This is a genomic window from Streptomyces sp. DG2A-72 (assembly GCF_030499575.1).
Classification (GTDB): Bacteria; Actinomycetota; Actinomycetes; order Streptomycetales; family Streptomycetaceae; genus Streptomyces.
This window is the reverse complement of record NZ_JASTLC010000001.1, coordinates 2,562,647-2,578,100: the sequence shown is the minus strand read 5'-3', so window position 1 is coordinate 2,578,100 and position 15,454 is coordinate 2,562,647. Positions and strand designations below refer to the sequence as shown.

Here is a 15,454-nt window from a genome sequence, read left to right as displayed (position 1 = left end):
TTCGGTGCATGTCGTACTCGCCGGTGGGGGGACCGCCGGCCACATCGAGCCCGCGCTCGCCCTCGCGGACGCCCTGCGCAGGCAGGACCCGACCGTGGGAATCACGGCCCTGGGCACGGAGCGCGGCCTGGAGACCCGACTCGTACCCGAGCGCGGGTACGAACTCGCGCTGATCCCCGCCGTACCGCTGCCACGCAAGCCCACCCCCGAGCTGATCACCGTCCCGGGCCGGCTGCGCGGCACGATCAAGGCGGCCGAGCAGATCCTGGAGCGCACCAAGGCGGACGCGGTGGTCGGTTTCGGCGGCTATGTCGCCCTGCCCGGCTATCTCGCGGCCAAGCGCCTCGGCGTGCCGATCATCATCCACGAGGCCAACGCCCGCCCCGGCCTCGCCAACAAGATCGGCTCGCGGTACGCCGCCAAGGTCGCCGTCTCCACCCCGGACAGCAAGCTGCGTGACGCCCGCTACATCGGCATCCCGCTGCGCCGCTCCATCGCCACCCTCGACCGGGCCGCCGCCCGCCCCGAGGCCCGGCACGTGTTCGGCCTCGACCCCAACCTGCCCACGCTGCTGGTCTCCGGCGGCTCCCAGGGCGCCCGTCGCCTCAACGAGGTGGTCCAGCAGGTCGCTCCCTACCTCCAGCAGGCCGGGATCCAGATCCTGCACGCGGTCGGTCCGAAGAACGAACTGCCGCAGGTGCAGCAGATGCCGGGGATGCCCCCGTACATCCCGGTACCGTACGTGGACCGGATGGACCTCGCGTACGCCGCGGCCGACATGATGCTGTGCCGCGCGGGCGCGATGACCGTCGCCGAACTCTCCGCCGTCGGACTCCCGGCCGCCTATGTCCCGCTGCCCATCGGCAACGGCGAACAGCGGCTGAACGCCCAGCCGGTGGTCAAGGCCGGCGGTGGACTGCTGGTCGACGACGCGGAACTCACCCCCCAGTGGGTGCAGCAGAATGTCCTGCCCGTGCTCGCCGACCCGCACCGGCTGTACGAGATGTCCCGCGCCGCCAGCGAGTTCGGCCGCCGGGACGCCGACGAACTGCTCGTCGGCATGGTGTACGAGGCGATCGCCGCGCGTCGTGCACACCACTAGGAGCTGATGACGGAGGGCAGGAAGCGTGGCCGGACCGACGACCGCCGAACGCGGTGAAAGCCAGCAGGAGTCGGCCGGCCCGCCTCCCGTTCGTCGTCTGCGGCGACCGAGGCTTCGTACGATCGTCATCCTGGCTGTGGCGCTGGTGCTCGTCGGGGCCGGCTCGGTCTGGGTGCTCTACGGTTCGAAGTGGCTGCGGGTGGAGCGCGTATCGGTCGCGGGAACACGGGTTCTGACACCGCAGCAGGTGCGCGAGGCCGCCGACGTACCGGTCGGGGCGCCGCTGATTTCCGTCGACACCGATGCGATTGAGGCACGACTGAGCCGAAAATTGCCCCGAATTGACTCGGTTGACGTGGTCCGCTCGTGGCCCCATGGAATCGGGCTGAAAGTGATTGAGCGCGTTCCGGTTCTGATTGTCGAAAAGGGCGGAAAGTTCATCGAAGTGGACGATGAAGGTGTCCGATTCGCCACGGTTTCTGACGCCCCGAAAGGTATCCCCGCACTCGAATTGACGCTGCCCCGCAGCGGCTCGAGCGCCGCGAGCCTGCGCCGCTTCGGCGAGGACCGACTGGTGCGCGAGGCCGTACGCGCCGCGGGTGCCATTCCGGCCGCCGTCGCCCGTGACACCCGGACCGTCAAGGTGAGTTCGTACGACGACATCTCACTGGAGTTGGGCGACGGCCGCACCATCGCGTGGGGGAGTGCGGAGAACGGCGCCGCGAAGGCGCGTACGCTCACCGCTCTCATGAAAGCATCGCCGGATGCGCGGCACTTCGATGTCAGCGTTCCCACCGCCCCGGCGTCATCGGGGAGTTGACGCACATCCGCGCAGGCCAGCACCCTGGTTGGGCAGTGCAACGCCTGATCACATAGGGTGAAAAGAAAAACGGGAGGTTCGGCGTGTTCGTTGAACGTGCGCCACTTGTCGACTTAGTGTCCTGTTCAGAAGATTCCAGCGAACAGACACACTGGTAACCCTAAACTTCAACGTTAGGGTTCGGGTCGGCGTTCGGACCGTCCCATTCGGCATCAGTCGCCGGATCGCGAGGCAGCAGTGCTTCGGCGGGCCGGCGGCACGTAACTCGAGGCGAGAGGCCTTCGACGTGGCAGCACCGCAGAACTACCTCGCAGTCATCAAAGTCATCGGTGTCGGCGGCGGTGGTGTCAATGCCATCAACCGGATGATCGAGGTCGGTCTCAAGGGCGTCGAGTTCATCGCCATCAACACCGACGCGCAGGCGCTGTTGATGAGCGACGCCGACGTCAAGCTCGATGTCGGCCGCGAACTCACCCGCGGACTCGGGGCCGGAGCCAACCCGGCCGTGGGCCGCAAGGCGGCCGAGGATCACCGCGAGGAGATCGAGGAGGTCCTCAAGGGGGCCGACATGGTCTTCGTGACGGCCGGTGAAGGCGGCGGCACCGGCACCGGCGGCGCGCCCGTCGTGGCCAACATCGCCCGCACGCTCGGCGCCCTCACCATCGGCGTGGTCACGCGCCCGTTCACCTTCGAGGGACGGCGCCGCGCCAACCAGGCCGAGGACGGCATCGCCGAACTCCGCGAAGAGGTCGACACCCTCATCGTCATCCCGAACGACCGGCTGCTGTCCATCTCGGACCGCCAGGTCTCGGTGCTCGACGCCTTCAAGTCGGCCGACCAGGTCCTGCTCTCCGGTGTCCAGGGCATCACCGACCTCATCACCACGCCCGGCCTGATCAACCTCGACTTCGCCGACGTCAAGTCGGTCATGTCCGAGGCCGGTTCGGCCCTGATGGGCATCGGCTCGGCCCGCGGCGACGACCGCGCGGTGGCCGCCGCCGAGATGGCGATCTCCTCGCCGCTGCTGGAGGCATCCATTGATGGGGCGCGCGGCGTCCTCCTCTCCATCTCCGGCGGCTCCGACCTCGGCCTGTTCGAGATCAACGAGGCCGCCCAGCTGGTCAGCGAGGCCGCTCACCCCGAGGCCAACATCATCTTCGGCGCGGTGATCGACGACGCTCTCGGCGACGAGGTCCGGGTCACCGTGATCGCGGCCGGCTTCGACGGGGGCCAGCCGCCGTCCAAGCGGGACAACATCCTCGGCTCGTCCGGGGCCAAGCGCGAGGAGCCGACTCCGGTACGGCAGACCGAGAGCCGTCCGTCCTTCGGCTCGCTCGGCAGCGTCAAGCCGAAGGAGGAGCCGGAGCCGCCCGCGCCCGAGCCGGTCAACGACATCCCGGTCGCCCCGCCGGTCCCGCCGTCCCGGTCCTACTCGGACAGCGCGGCCGAGGAGCTGGACGTGCCGGACTTCCTGAAGTGATAGGACAGCGCGAGAGCGTGAGCGGCGCGCACTTCGGCTTCACCGACCGGTGGGGCGGGGTGAGCGCCGCTCCGTATGAGGAGCTCAACCTCGGCGGCGCGGTCGGCGACGACCCCGACGCCGTACGGACCAATCGCGAACTGGCCGCCAAGTCGCTGGGCATCGACCCGGCCGACGTGGTCTGGATGAACCAGGTGCACGGCAACGACGTCGCGGTGGTGGACGGGCCCTGGGGGGACCGGCCCGCCGCGCAGGTCGATGCGATCGTGACCGTGCGACGCGGACTCGCCCTCGCTGTCCTCACCGCCGACTGCACGCCCGTGCTCCTCGCCGACCCGGTCGCCGGGGTCGTCGCCGCCGCTCACGCGGGACGGCCCGGCATGGTCGCCGGGGTGGTGCCCGCGGCGCTACGCGCGATGACGGACCTGGGCGCCGACCCGTCCCGGATCGTCGCCCGTACCGGACCCACCGTCTGCGGACGGTGCTACGAGGTGCCGGAGACGATGCGAGCCGAGGTGGCCGCCGTGGAGCCGACGGCGTACGCCGAGACGAGTTGGGGTACACCCGCCGTCGATGTGAGCGCCGGCGTGCACGCGCAGCTCGAACGGCTCGGGGTGCGTGACCGGGAGCAGTCGCCGGTGTGCACGCTGGAGTCGGGCGACCACTTCTCGTACCGCCGCGACCGCACCACCGGTCGGCTCGCGGGCTATGTCTGGCTGGACTGATGGGGCATGACGGACCGTAAGGACGAACTCGCCGTAAACCTGGCGAAGGTGGAGGAGCGCATCGCTGCCGCGTGCGTGGCCGCCGGGCGCAAGAGCGAGGAGGTGACCCTGATCGTGGTCACCAAGACGTACCCGGCGAGCGATGTGCGAATCCTGTCGGAACTCGGTGTGCGCCATGTCGCCGAGAACCGCGACCAGGACGCGGCCCCCAAGGCCGCCGAGTGCTCGGATCTGCCCCTTACGTGGCACTTCGTGGGTCAGCTCCAGACCAACAAGGTGCGATCCGTGGTCGGTTACGCGGATCATGTGCAGTCCGTCGATCGTTCCCGGCTGGTGACGGCCCTCTCGAAGGAGGCCGTGCGGGCCGAGCGCGAGGTGGGCTGTCTGATCCAGGTCGCGCTCGACGCGGGCGCGAGCGGCAGAGGGGAGCGGGGAGGCGTGGCACCGGGCGGAATCGCCGAGTTGGCCGAACTGGTGGCTCGGTCTCCGGGGCTGCGGCTCGACGGGCTGATGACCGTCGCGCCGCTCACCGGGGAGTACGCGGGACGCGAACTGGCGGCGTTCGAGAGCATGATGGATTTGTCGACTGACCTACGCAGGGCCCATCCGGCTGCGAACATGGTCTCGGCAGGAATGAGCGCGGACCTCGAGCAAGCCGTGGCGGCCGGAGCGACACATGTGCGCGTCGGCACTGCGGTACTCGGAGTCCGCCCCGGGCTCGGGTAACGTCGCCAAGAGTCGGACCACAGCAGAAAATATGGTCATTACCGCTGTACAGCGGGCGTAGCGACCTCGTGGATCCCTGGCACTTGGCAGTCGTCAGTCGATCCACCACAGAGCGGAGGACTCAGAGCATGGCCGGCGCGATGCGCAAGATGGCGGTCTACCTCGGCCTCGTGGAGGACGATGGGTACGACGGCCGCGGTTTCGACCCCGACGACGACTTCGAACCCGAACTCGACCCGGAGCCCGAACGGGACCACCGGCGACACGAACCGTCGCACCAGTCCCACGGCTCACATCAGTCCCAAAGGGATGAATCGGTACGAGTGGTGCAGCCTCCGGCGCCGCGCGATCCGGTGCCTCACGCGGCCGCACTGCCCGCGGAATCCGGGCGTCCGGCGCGCATCGCGCCCGTGGCATCCATCACACAAGAACGTCAAAACCTGGAGAAGAACGCACCGGTGATCATGCCCAAGGTCGTGTCGGAACGAGAGCCTTACCGGATCACCACACTTCACCCGCGGACCTACAACGAGGCCCGTACCATCGGGGAACACTTCCGTGAGGGCACCCCGGTGATCATGAATCTGACTGAGATGGATGACACAGACGCCAAGCGACTTGTCGACTTTGCGGCCGGTTTGGTGTTTGGTCTTCACGGCAGCATCGAGCGGGTGACGCAGAAGGTGTTTCTGTTGTCGCCTGCTAACGTCGATGTCACGGCGGAGGACAAGGCCCGTATCGCAGAGGGCGGGTTCTTCAACCAGAGCTGAGACGCACCACCGGAACAGCAGTACCGAACAGCATGGATCAGGGGAGAGGGAAGCAAGGGTCATGAGCGTGGTCCTGCAAGTCATTTACATCGCGCTGATGTGCTTCCTCATCGTGCTGATCTTCCGGTTGGTCATGGATTATGTCTTCCAGTTCGCCCGCTCATGGCAACCCGGCAAGGCGATGGTGGTCGTTCTGGAGGCCACCTACACTGTCACTGATCCACCGCTCAAGCTTCTGCGGCGGTTCATTCCGCCGCTGCGTCTCGGGGGCGTGGCGCTCGACCTGTCCTTCTTCGTACTGATGATCATCGTCTACATCCTGATTTCGATCGTGAGTCGGCTGTGAGCGATGTGAACTACCGTCTTGCCGAATGCCGACGACTACGTTGAGGTGAAGAGATGCCGTTGACCCCCGAGGACGTGCGGAACAAGCAGTTCACGACCGTCCGCCTCCGAGAAGGCTATGACGAGGACGAGGTCGATGCCTTCCTCGACGAGGTCGAAGCCGAACTGACCCGCCTGCTCCGCGAGAACGAGGACCTCCGCGCCAAGCTGGCTGCCGCCACGCGCGCTGCTGCCCAGAACCAGCAGAACATGCGCAAGCCGCCGGAGGGTCCCGGTCCGCAGGACCAGCAGCAGGGCGGCATGCCGCAGCAGGGCATGCGCGGGCCGGGTGCCCCCGTGCCCGCCGGCATATCGGGCCCGCCGCAGCAGCAGATGGGTGGCCCCATGGGTGGCCCGCCCCAGCTGCCGAGCGGTGCACCGCAGCTGCCCGCCGGTCCCGGCGGTCAGGGTCAGGGTGGCCCGCAGGGTCCCGGTCCGATGGGCCAGGGTCCGATGGGTCAGGGCCACATGGGTGGCCAGCCCCCCATGCAGCAGCAGATGGGTGGCCCGATGGGCGGCCCCATGGGCGGTCCGATGGGCGGCCCCGGTCAGGGCCCCGGTGGCGACAGCGCTGCCCGTGTCCTCTCGCTGGCCCAGCAGACCGCCGACCAGGCGATCGCCGAGGCCCGTTCCGAAGCCAACAAGATCGTCGGCGAGGCGCGTTCGCGTGCCGAGGGTCTCGAGCGTGACGCCCGTGCCAAGGCCGACGCCCTGGAGCGGGACGCGCAGGAGAAGCACCGTGTCGCGATGGGCTCCCTGGAGTCCGCGCGCGCCACGCTGGAGCGCAAGGTCGAGGACCTGCGCGGCTTCGAGCGCGAGTACCGCACGCGGCTGAAGTCGTACCTGGAGTCGCAGCTGCGTCAGCTGGAGACCCAGTCCGACGACTCGCTGGCTCCGCCGCGCACCCCGGCCACGGCATCCCTCCCGCCGTCCCCGGCGCCTTCCATGGCACCGGCCGGTGCGAGCGCGCCGTCGTACGGCGGCAACCAGACGATGGGCGGCGCCCCGTCTCCTGCCGGTCCGTCCTATGGCGGCGGTCAGCAGCAGATGTCGCCGGCGATGACCCAGCCGATGGCGCCGGTACGGCCGCAGGGTCCCGGTCCGATGGGGCAGGCTCCCTCGCCGATGCGGGGGTTCCTCATTGACGAGGACGACAACTGACGGTTCGTAGTACGGCGTAGGCGTCGGCAGCGTTCAGGGCGGGGCCCCGGGTTTTTGATCCGGGGCCCCGCCCTTTGCTGTGCGCGTGCGCGTTCGCGGGAGGCTGCGGTGTTTGTTCGGGTGTGGGTGGGGTGTCCGACGTACGCAATGCCGAAGGCCCGGGGCGCCGAAGAAGTTTCGGTGGCCCGGGTCTTTGAGGTGCGCGACGTGGGGGCTGGGCGGGGGTGGGTCGCGCAGCCCGGCGCTTTCGCGGTGCCGCCTGCGCCCACCCGTGCCGCCCCCGGCGGCACGACTGCCCGCAGGCGGCGGGCGGATATCTACGCCTTGCGGAGGCGGAACGTCAGGGTCAGGGCCTCGTCCGTGAACGGAGACCCGTATGTGTCGTCCGCCTCTCCCTGGGCGAAGTCCGTGGACAGGACCTCGTCGGCGATCAACTCCGTGTGTTCCGACAGAGCGGCGATCACTGCGGGATCCGTCGCCGTCCAGCGGAGCGCAATGCGGTCGGCCACGTCGAGGCCGCTGTTCTTGCGGGCCTCCTGGATCAGGCGGATCGCGTCACGGGCGAGGCCCGCCTGGCGGAGCTCCTCCGTGATCTCCAGGTCGAGGGCGACTGTCGCGCCGGAGTCGGAGGCCACGGACCAGCCCTCGCGCGGGGTTTCCGTGATGATCACCTCGTCGGGGGCGAGGGTGATCGTCTCGCCGTCGACCTCCACCGACGCCGTGCCCTCACGCAGGGCCAGCGACAGCGCTGCCGCGTCCGCGTCGGCGACGGCCTTGGCCACGTCCTGGACGCGCTTGCCGAACCGCTTGCCCAGGGCGCGGAAGTTGGCCTTCGCGGTCGTGTCGACCAGCGAGCCGCCCACCTCGGACAGCGACGCCAGCGACTCGACGTTCAGCTCCTCCGTGATCTGGGTGTGCAACTCGGGGTTGAGGGACTCGAAGCCCGTCGCTGCCACCAGCGCGCGCCTGAGTGGCTGGCGCGTCTTGACGCCCGACTCCGCGCGCGTGGCACGGCCCAGCTCCACCAGCCGGCGGACCAGGACCATCTGCTTCGACAGCTCCGGGTCGATCGCCGAGAGGTCCGCCTCGGGCCAGGACGCCAGGTGCACCGACTCCGAGGCGCCGGGCGTGACCGGCACGATCAGGTCCTGCCAGACCCGCTCGGCGATGAACGGGGTCAGCGGGGCCACGAGCTTCGTGACGGTCTCGACGACCTCGTGCAGGGTGCGCAGCGCGGCCTTGTCGCCCTGCCAGAAGCGGCGCCGGGAGCGGCGTACGTACCAGTTGGACAGGTCGTCGACGAACGCCGACAGGAGCTTGCCGGCGCGCTGGGTGTCGTAGGCCTCCAGGGACTGGGTCACCTGGTCCGTGAGCGCGTGCAGTTCGGACAGCAGCCAGCGGTCCAGGAGCGGGCGGTCGGCGGGGGCCGGGTCGGCCTCGCTCGGGGCCCAGTTGGACGTGCGGGCGTACAGGGCCTGGAAGGCGACCGTGTTCCAGTACGTGAGGAGCGTCTTGCGGACGACCTCCTGGATCGTGCCGTGGCCCACGCGGCGTGCCGCCCACGGGGAGCCGCCGGCCGCCATGAACCAGCGGACCGCGTCGGCGCCGTGCCGGTCCATCAGCGGGATCGGGTCCAGGGTGTTGCCCAGGTGCTTGGACATCTTGCGGCCGTCCTCGGCGAGGATGTGGCCGAGGCAGACGACGTTCTCGTACGACGACTTGTCGAAGACCAGCGTGCCGACGGCCATCAGCGTGTAGAACCAGCCGCGGGTCTGGTCGATGGCCTCGCAGATGAACTGTGCCGGGTAGCGGGCCTCGAAGAGGTCCTTGTTCTTGTACGGGTAGCCCCACTGCGCGAACGGCATCGAACCCGAGTCGTACCAGGCGTCGATGACCTCCGGTACGCGCGTGGCGGTCTGGGCGCACTGCGGGCAGTCGAAGGTGACGTCGTCGATGAACGGGCGGTGCGGGTCCAGGGCCGACTGGTCGGTGCCGGTCAGCTCGGTCAGTTCCGCGCGGGAGCCGACGACCGTGAGGTGGTCGTCCGCGCAGCGCCAGATCGGCAGCGGAGTGCCCCAGTAGCGGTTGCGGGACAGGGCCCAGTCGATGTTGTTGTTCAGCCAGTCGCCGTACCGGCCGTGCTTGACCGTCTCCGGGAACCAGTTGGTGTCCTCGTTCTCCTGGAGGAGGCGGTCCTTGATGGCCGTGGTGCGGATGTACCAGGACGGCTGCGCGTAGTAGAGGAGCGCGGTGTGGCAGCGCCAGCAGTGCGGGTAGCTGTGCTCGTACGGGATGTGCTTGAAGAGCAGGCCGCGCTGCTGGAGGTCTTCTGTGAGCTTTTCGTCCGCCTTCTTGAAGAAGACGCCGCCGACGAGGGGGACGTCCTCCTCGAAGGTGCCGTCGGGGCGGACCGGGTTCACGACGGGCAGGCCGTACGCGCGGCAGACCTTGAGGTCGTCCTCACCGAAGGCGGGGGACTGGTGGACCAGACCCGTGCCGTCCTCGGTCGTGACGTAATCGGCGTTCACCACGTAGTGGGCGGGCTCGGGGAACTCGACCAGTTCGAACGGGCGCTGGTACGTCCAGCGTTCCATCTCGGCGCCGGTGAAGGTCTGGCCGGTGGTCTCCCAGCCCTCCCCGAGGGCCTTGGCGAGCAATGGTTCGGCGACGACGAGCTTCTCGTCGCCGTCGGTCGCGACGACGTAGGTGACTTCGGGGTGGGCGGCGACGGCCGTGTTGGAGACCAGGGTCCAGGGGGTCGTCGTCCAGACGAGGAGCGCGGCCTGGCCGGCGAGCGGGCCGGAGGTGAGGGGGAAACGGACGTACACGGACGGGTCGACGACCGTTTCGTAGCCCTGCGCCAGCTCGTGGTCGGACAGGCCGGTGCCGCAGCGGGGGCACCAGGGGGCGACGCGGTGGTCCTGGACCAGCAGGCCCTTGTTGAAGATCTCCTTCAGTGACCACCAGACGGACTCGATGTACTCGGGGTCCATGGTGCGGTAGGGGTCGTTGAGGTCGGTCCAGTAGCCCATGCGGGTCGTGAGCGCTTCGAAGGCGTCCGTGTGGCGGGTCACCGACTCGCGGCACTTGGCGTTGAACTCGGCGATGCCGTACGCCTCGATGTCCTGCTTGCCGGAGAAGCCGAGCTCCTTCTCGACCGCCAGCTCCACCGGCAGGCCGTGGCAGTCCCAGCCCGCCTTGCGGGCCACGTGGTAGCCGCGCATGGTGCGGAAGCGGGGGAAGACGTCCTTGAAGACGCGCGCCTCGATGTGGTGGGCGCCCGGCATGCCGTTCGCGGTGGGCGGGCCCTCGTAGAACACCCACTCGGGGCGCCCCTCGGACTGCTCCAGGGTCTTGGCGAAGATCTTCTGCTCGCGCCAGAAGTCGAGCACGGCGTGCTCCAGCGCGGGCAGGTCGACCTGGGCGGGCACCTGGCGGTACGTCGGCGTTGTCATCAGCGAGCTTCCTCCGGCGGACTTTCTGCCTTCCGACCGGAGGGACGAGAGCTACGTCTTTCCTTGCGCCGCCTTCGGCGCGCTCCCGCGGTACCACCCTCCTTGGCTCCCCGCCGCACCCGGTGCGTCGGTGAGCCCCCTCATTGGGGTCGCGATGCCGGGTCTACCGCCCCTTGCGGGGTTTCTTCCGGCGGCTCCGGGGTGATCTTCACGTCGCGCTCGCCCCCGGGCTTCCACCGTCCCCGGGTCGCTCTGGGCTGCGTACGCCGCTACTCGTCCCCATCCACGCTTTTCGCTCCGCCCAGTGTACGGCGCCGCACGGACAGCGGCCGACCGGTTTTCCGGTGGCCGGGGGCGGAGCGGCGGCGGGTTCCCGGATGACCCGATTGGCCAGGTGCGCGCGCTCGGATCCCGGGATGATGGGCTGGGCGGATTACCGGGCGGAGAGCTGGGCACAACGGATGCATGCTTCCCGCCCGGCGCTTGCGGGGCGGGCGAATCGGGCGGCGTGCCCCGTTGCCGCGGGACTCAAGTCGATTTATCGTCCCAGCACGATTCGCGAGCAAGATCACAATATGTGAAGGGGCCGCGGCCATGGTGGCGAAGAAGACCGCCGTACAGCAGTCGGCGTCCGGCAGATCCACACGTGGCTCCGGCGGCGCGGCCAAGGACGTGAGCGGCAAGAAGAGCGCGCAAGGGGGGTCCGCGGGGAAAGCCGCGAAGGCGGCGGAGCCGGCCAAGCCGGTGAAGACGGTGCGGGGGGCTGCCGCCCGGGGGAAGGCGGCCACGGACAAGAAGACGGCCGAGAAGAGGGCGACGGACAAGAAGGCGGCTTCCAAGGCGGGGGCATCCAAGGGGGTTGCGACGGAAACCGCCTCCAAGAAGACGGCCGCCAAGAAGACCCCGGCCAAGAATGCAACGGCGACATCGAAGGCGGCCCCCTCGGTTCCTTCGAAGAAGGCGGCGGCCAAGAAGACGACAGCCAAGAAGACGACAGCCAAGAAGACGACAGCCAAGAAGGCAGCAGCAGAGCAGGCCACTGCCAAGAAGGCGGGGGCCAAGAAGGCCGTATCGAAGAAGGCGGCCGCGAAGGAGGAGGCCATGACGGCCGGTACGAAGAAGGCGGCCGCTAAGAAGACGGCCGCTCCGCAGAGTGCCGGTGAGCAGGGCGGCGCCCCGAAGGGCACGCCTGCGAAGGGCACCTCCAAGAAGAGTGCGGCCAAGAAGAAGAGCACGGCCAAGAAGGCGGGCGCGGCCGAGGCCGCGAAGCAGACGGGAGCCACGACGGTGGTTGCGAAGAAGACTCCTGGCACGGCCACGGCGGCGAAGACCGCCGTTCCCAAGGCACGGGTCGCCGCGGCGGTGGAGCCGGGCGAGCTCGCGGTGCGCCCCGGTGAGGACCCCTGGACCCCGGAGGAGGTCGAGGAGGCGCGTGCCGAGCTGCTGTCCGAGGGGACGCGGCTGCGCACCGAGATCACGTCGTCCGAGGAGGCGCTCGCGGGTCTGATGCGGGACTCCGGGGACGGTGCGGGCGACGACCAGGCGGACACCGGCACCAAGAACATCACGCGCGAGCACGAACTGGCCCTCGCCGCCAACGCGCGCGAGATGCTGATCCAGACGGAGCGTGCCCTGGTGCGGCTCGACGCGGGTACCTACGGCCTGTGCGAGAACTGCGGGAACCCCATCGGCAAGGCCCGTATGCAGGCCTTCCCACGGGCCACCCTGTGCGTCGAGTGCAAGCAGAAGCAGGAGCGCCGCTACTGATCGCGGTGGCCGGTTCCTCGTACGCCTCCTCAGCACGCCGGTGCCAGGAGGCGTGCCGTACCCTCGTGCTCAGTCAGGTACCTAGGTTGAGGGACTCACGTGGCAGAGGCGGAGCGCATCATCGGTACGCCGGATTCCCCTGAGGGAGCTGGAGCGGAGCCGGAGCAGTCGTCCGGTCGGGACGGGCAGGGGAGCACCGGTGAGCGGCCCAGGGGCAAGCGCCGGATCGCTGTCCTGTTCGCCGTGGCCGCGTTCGCGTACGCCCTGGACCTGATCAGCAAGATGATCGTGGTCGCCAAGCTGGAGCATCATGACTCGATCGAGATCTTCGGGGACTGGCTGAAGCTCGAGGCGATCCGCAACGCGGGCGCGGCCTTCGGCTTCGGCGAGGCCTTCACCGTCATCTTCACGGTGATCGCCGCGGCCGTGATCGTCGTGATCGCCCGCCTCGCCCGCAAGCTGTACAGCCTGCCCTGGGCGATCGCGCTCGGCCTGCTGCTGGGCGGTGCGCTCGGCAATCTCACCAACCGGATCTTCCGCTCGCCGGGCGTCTTCGAGGGCGCGGTCGTCGACTTCATCGCGCCCAAGCACTTCGCGGTGTTCAACCTGGCCGACTCGGCGATCGTGTGCGGCGGCATCCTGATCGTGCTGCTGTCGTTCCGGGGGCTCGACCCGGACGGCACCGTCCACAAGGACTGAGCGCGCGGTCGGGGTTGTCAGTGCTGTCCTGCATACTCGACGGGTGAGCACGCTTCCCGAGATCCGTACCCTGCCCGTGCCCGACGGCCTGGAGGGCGAGCGCGTCGACGCCGCCATCTCCCGCATGTTCGGCTTCTCCCGTACCAAGGCCGCCGAGCTGGCAGCGGCGGGGAAGGTCACGGTCGACGGCTCGGTGGTCGGGAAGTCCGAGCGGGTGCACGGCGGCGCCTGGCTCGAGGTCGAGATGCCGCAGGCGCCCGCGCCGGTGCAGGTGGTCGCCGAGCCGGTCGAGGGCATGGAGATCATTCACGACGACGAGGACGTGGTCGTGATCATCAAGCCGGTCGGCGTGGCCGCGCACCCCAGCCCCGGGTGGTCCGGACCGACGGTCATCGGCGGGCTGGCCGCCGCCGGGTACCGCATCTCGACGTCCGGCGCCGCCGAGCGCCAGGGCATCGTGCACCGCCTCGACGTCGGTACGTCGGGGCTGATGGCGGTCGCCAAGTCGGAGCGCGCGTACACCTCGCTGAAGCGCCAGTTCAAGGAGCGCACGGTCGACAAGCGCTACCACACGCTCGTACAGGGCCACCCCGACCCGACCAGCGGCACCATCGACGCGCCCATCGGCCGCCATCCCAACCACGACTACAAGTGGGCGGTCACCGCCGACGGCAAGCCGTCCGTGACGCACTACGACCTCATCGAGGCGTTTCGCGCGGCCTCCCTGCTCGATGTGAAGCTGGAGACCGGCCGCACCCACCAGATCCGCGTCCACATGGCCGCCCACCGGCACCCCTGCGTCGGCGACCTGACCTATGGCGCCGACCCGACGCTCGCCAAGCGGCTCCACCTGACCCGCCAGTGGCTGCACGCCGTACGGCTCGGCTTCGAGCACCCCGGCGACGGCCAGTGGGTGGAGTTCGCCTGCGACTACCCGGCCGACCTGCAGAAGGCTCTGGACCAGGTCCGCGAGGAGACGTACGCATGAGCTCCGCGCCTCCGTCGTACGTGGTCCGGGTCGCCGAAGGCCCCGGCGACCGCGAGGTGTGCTTCGGGGTGCGCAAGGAGGTCTTCGTCGTCGAGCAGGGTGTGCCAGAGGATCTCGAGTACGACGCCTGTGACGCCGTAGCCGTGCATGTGCTGGCCGTTCGGGAGGACGGGATGCCGCTCGGGGCCGGGCGGCTGCTGTGCGGCGAGGAGGCCGCCGCGAAGAACGGCGGTGACCCGTCTGTCGGCTCGCTCGGCAGGCTCGCGGTGACGAAGGCGGCACGCGGACTGGGCGTCGGGGCGGCACTGGTGCGGGCCATCGAGGAGGCGGCACGCGCGCGTGGGCTGCGGGCCGTGGATCTGCATGCGCAGACCCACGCGATGGGGTTCTACGAGCGGCTGGGGTACGCGGCGTACGGGCCGGAGTTCCTGGATGCGGGGATACCGCATCGGGCGATGCGGCGGAGTGTGTAGCACCGAGGGTGCGCCTGGCACGCTGGGCGTCTGGGGGCACTTGATCGTCAGGCCGCCGGGCAGATCCCGAGGTGGTGGATCGGGTGCTGCGGCAGCTGGATGTGTGCGTAGTTTGAGGTGATCTCCCACAGCCGGCGGCCGACGGTCGTAGGGTTTGATCATGGCTCGCAATGTGGTGATCAGCGGTGGCGGTACGGGGATCGGGCTCGCGGCGGCGCAGCTCTTCGCCGGTGACGGGGACCAGGTGTTGCTCCTCGGGCGGCGGGCCGAGGTGCTGGCGGAGGCCGGGGTGCCCGGTGCGCTGACCTGTGCCGCCGATCTCAGCGATCCGCGTGAGGTGCGCGGCGTCGCGGACTTCGTGGCGCGGGAGTTCGGGACTGTGGACGTGCTGATCCACAGTGCCGGGGGAAGCGGGATTCTGGAGACGTCGGCTGAGAGCGATGACCCCCTCGATGCCGTCGCACACGACTGGACCGTCAACTTCCGGCTCAACACGCTGACCGCCGTGCTGCTCACGGAGGCGCTGAAGGAGCGGCTCGCCGAGCCCGGTGGGCGGGTGCTGTTCCTCAGCTCCATCGCCGCGTTCCGGGGGTCGGGAACCGGGGCGTACGGCGCCGCCAAGGCCGCGCTGCATCCGTACGCCCATGATCTGGCCCGGCAGTTGGGGCCGCGGGCGATCACCGTGAACGTGGTCGCGCCGGGGTATGTCGAGGACACCGGGTTCTTCGGGGACACGATGGACGAGGCGCGGCGGGAACGGCTCATCGGGGAGACCTCGACCGGGAGGGCCGGGACGCCCGGCGACATCGCCGCGACCCTGCACTTCCTCGCCGCCCACGCGGCCGGGCACATCACCTCCCAGGTGATCCAGGTCAACGGCGGCGCCGAGCGCGGGCACTGACGG

General features: G+C 69.5%; 14 protein-coding genes. 13 read left to right on the top strand and 1 reads right to left on the bottom strand.

What is annotated here, in order from left to right:
- Positions 1-4 precede the first annotated feature (4 nt).
- The 8 genes from murG (at position 5) to QQY66_RS12315 (ending at position 7,168) form a co-directional block, all read left to right on the top strand.
- Complete coding sequence (gene murG, locus QQY66_RS12350; protein WP_301979223.1) at positions 5-1,102, top strand: undecaprenyldiphospho-muramoylpentapeptide beta-N-acetylglucosaminyltransferase; 1,098 nt, start codon at positions 5-7, stop codon at positions 1,100-1,102.
- A gap of 25 nt (positions 1,103-1,127) precedes the next feature.
- Entirely contained in the window at positions 1,128-1,922 is a 795-nt protein-coding gene (locus QQY66_RS12345; protein ID WP_301979222.1) for a cell division protein FtsQ/DivIB, read from the top strand.
- A 286-nt stretch (positions 1,923-2,208) separates the two neighbouring features.
- Positions 2,209-3,402, top strand: a complete 1,194-nt coding sequence (gene ftsZ / locus QQY66_RS12340; RefSeq protein ID WP_301979221.1) for a cell division protein FtsZ — start codon at positions 2,209-2,211, stop codon at positions 3,400-3,402.
- Complete coding sequence (gene pgeF / locus QQY66_RS12335; RefSeq protein WP_301979220.1) at positions 3,399-4,127, top strand: peptidoglycan editing factor PgeF; 729 nt, start codon at positions 3,399-3,401, stop codon at positions 4,125-4,127. The genes ftsZ and pgeF overlap by 4 nt, the downstream gene beginning before the upstream one ends.
- A gap of 6 nt (positions 4,128-4,133) precedes the next feature.
- Positions 4,134-4,853: a YggS family pyridoxal phosphate-dependent enzyme gene (locus QQY66_RS12330; protein ID WP_301979219.1), complete on the top strand. Its 720-nt coding sequence runs from the start codon at positions 4,134-4,136 to the stop codon at positions 4,851-4,853.
- Positions 4,854-4,981: 128 nt separating this feature from the next.
- Positions 4,982-5,623 (top strand): cell division protein SepF, encoded by a 642-nt coding sequence (locus QQY66_RS12325; RefSeq protein ID WP_210576123.1) that lies wholly within the window; start codon positions 4,982-4,984, stop codon positions 5,621-5,623.
- Between the two features lie 61 nt (positions 5,624-5,684).
- Positions 5,685-5,969, top strand: a complete 285-nt coding sequence (locus QQY66_RS12320; protein ID WP_058925847.1) for a YggT family protein — start codon at positions 5,685-5,687, stop codon at positions 5,967-5,969.
- Between the two features lie 53 nt (positions 5,970-6,022).
- Positions 6,023-7,168, top strand: coding sequence for a DivIVA domain-containing protein (locus tag QQY66_RS12315; protein WP_301979218.1), 1,146 nt, complete (start codon positions 6,023-6,025; stop codon positions 7,166-7,168).
- Between the two features lie 317 nt (positions 7,169-7,485).
- Here the strand turns inward: QQY66_RS12315 and ileS are convergent, their stop codons facing one another.
- The gene (ileS, locus tag QQY66_RS12310; protein WP_301979217.1) at positions 7,486-10,623 is read right to left on the bottom strand and encodes an isoleucine--tRNA ligase; all 3,138 of its coding nucleotides are present in this window, start codon (positions 10,621-10,623) and stop codon (positions 7,486-7,488) included.
- A 594-nt stretch (positions 10,624-11,217) separates the two neighbouring features.
- Here ileS and QQY66_RS12305 point away from each other — a divergent pair.
- From QQY66_RS12305 to QQY66_RS12285, 5 genes are all read left to right on the top strand, one after another.
- Positions 11,218-12,390, top strand: a complete 1,173-nt coding sequence (locus QQY66_RS12305; RefSeq protein WP_301979216.1) for a TraR/DksA C4-type zinc finger protein — start codon at positions 11,218-11,220, stop codon at positions 12,388-12,390.
- A gap of 99 nt (positions 12,391-12,489) precedes the next feature.
- Positions 12,490-13,089, top strand: coding sequence for a signal peptidase II (gene lspA, locus QQY66_RS12300; protein ID WP_301979215.1), 600 nt, complete (start codon positions 12,490-12,492; stop codon positions 13,087-13,089).
- Positions 13,090-13,132: 43 nt separating this feature from the next.
- Complete coding sequence (locus tag QQY66_RS12295) at positions 13,133-14,077, top strand: RluA family pseudouridine synthase (protein WP_301979214.1); 945 nt, start codon at positions 13,133-13,135, stop codon at positions 14,075-14,077.
- Positions 14,074-14,550, top strand: coding sequence for a GNAT family N-acetyltransferase (locus QQY66_RS12290; RefSeq protein WP_301979213.1), 477 nt, complete (start codon positions 14,074-14,076; stop codon positions 14,548-14,550). The genes QQY66_RS12295 and QQY66_RS12290 overlap by 4 nt, the downstream gene beginning before the upstream one ends.
- 160 nt (positions 14,551-14,710) lie before the next feature.
- Positions 14,711-15,451, top strand: coding sequence for an SDR family NAD(P)-dependent oxidoreductase (locus QQY66_RS12285; protein WP_301979212.1), 741 nt, complete (start codon positions 14,711-14,713; stop codon positions 15,449-15,451).
- The last annotated feature ends 3 nt before the right edge of the window (positions 15,452-15,454 follow it).

Coding starts and splice junctions, on each gene's coding strand:
- QQY66_RS12320 (WP_058925847.1), top strand. CDS start 5,685: ATGAGCGTGGTCCTGCAAGTCATTTACATCGCGCTGATGTGCTTCCTC.
- QQY66_RS12330 (WP_301979219.1), top strand. CDS start 4,134: ATGACGGACCGTAAGGACGAACTCGCCGTAAACCTGGCGAAGGTGGAG.
- ileS (WP_301979217.1), bottom strand. CDS start 10,623: ATGACAACGCCGACGTACCGCCAGGTGCCCGCCCAGGTCGACCTGCCC.
- QQY66_RS12285 (WP_301979212.1), top strand. CDS start 14,711: ATGGCTCGCAATGTGGTGATCAGCGGTGGCGGTACGGGGATCGGGCTC.
- QQY66_RS12325 (WP_210576123.1), top strand. CDS start 4,982: ATGGCCGGCGCGATGCGCAAGATGGCGGTCTACCTCGGCCTCGTGGAG.
- QQY66_RS12315 (WP_301979218.1), top strand. CDS start 6,023: ATGCCGTTGACCCCCGAGGACGTGCGGAACAAGCAGTTCACGACCGTC.
- QQY66_RS12290 (WP_301979213.1), top strand. CDS start 14,074: ATGAGCTCCGCGCCTCCGTCGTACGTGGTCCGGGTCGCCGAAGGCCCC.
- QQY66_RS12305 (WP_301979216.1), top strand. CDS start 11,218: ATGGTGGCGAAGAAGACCGCCGTACAGCAGTCGGCGTCCGGCAGATCC.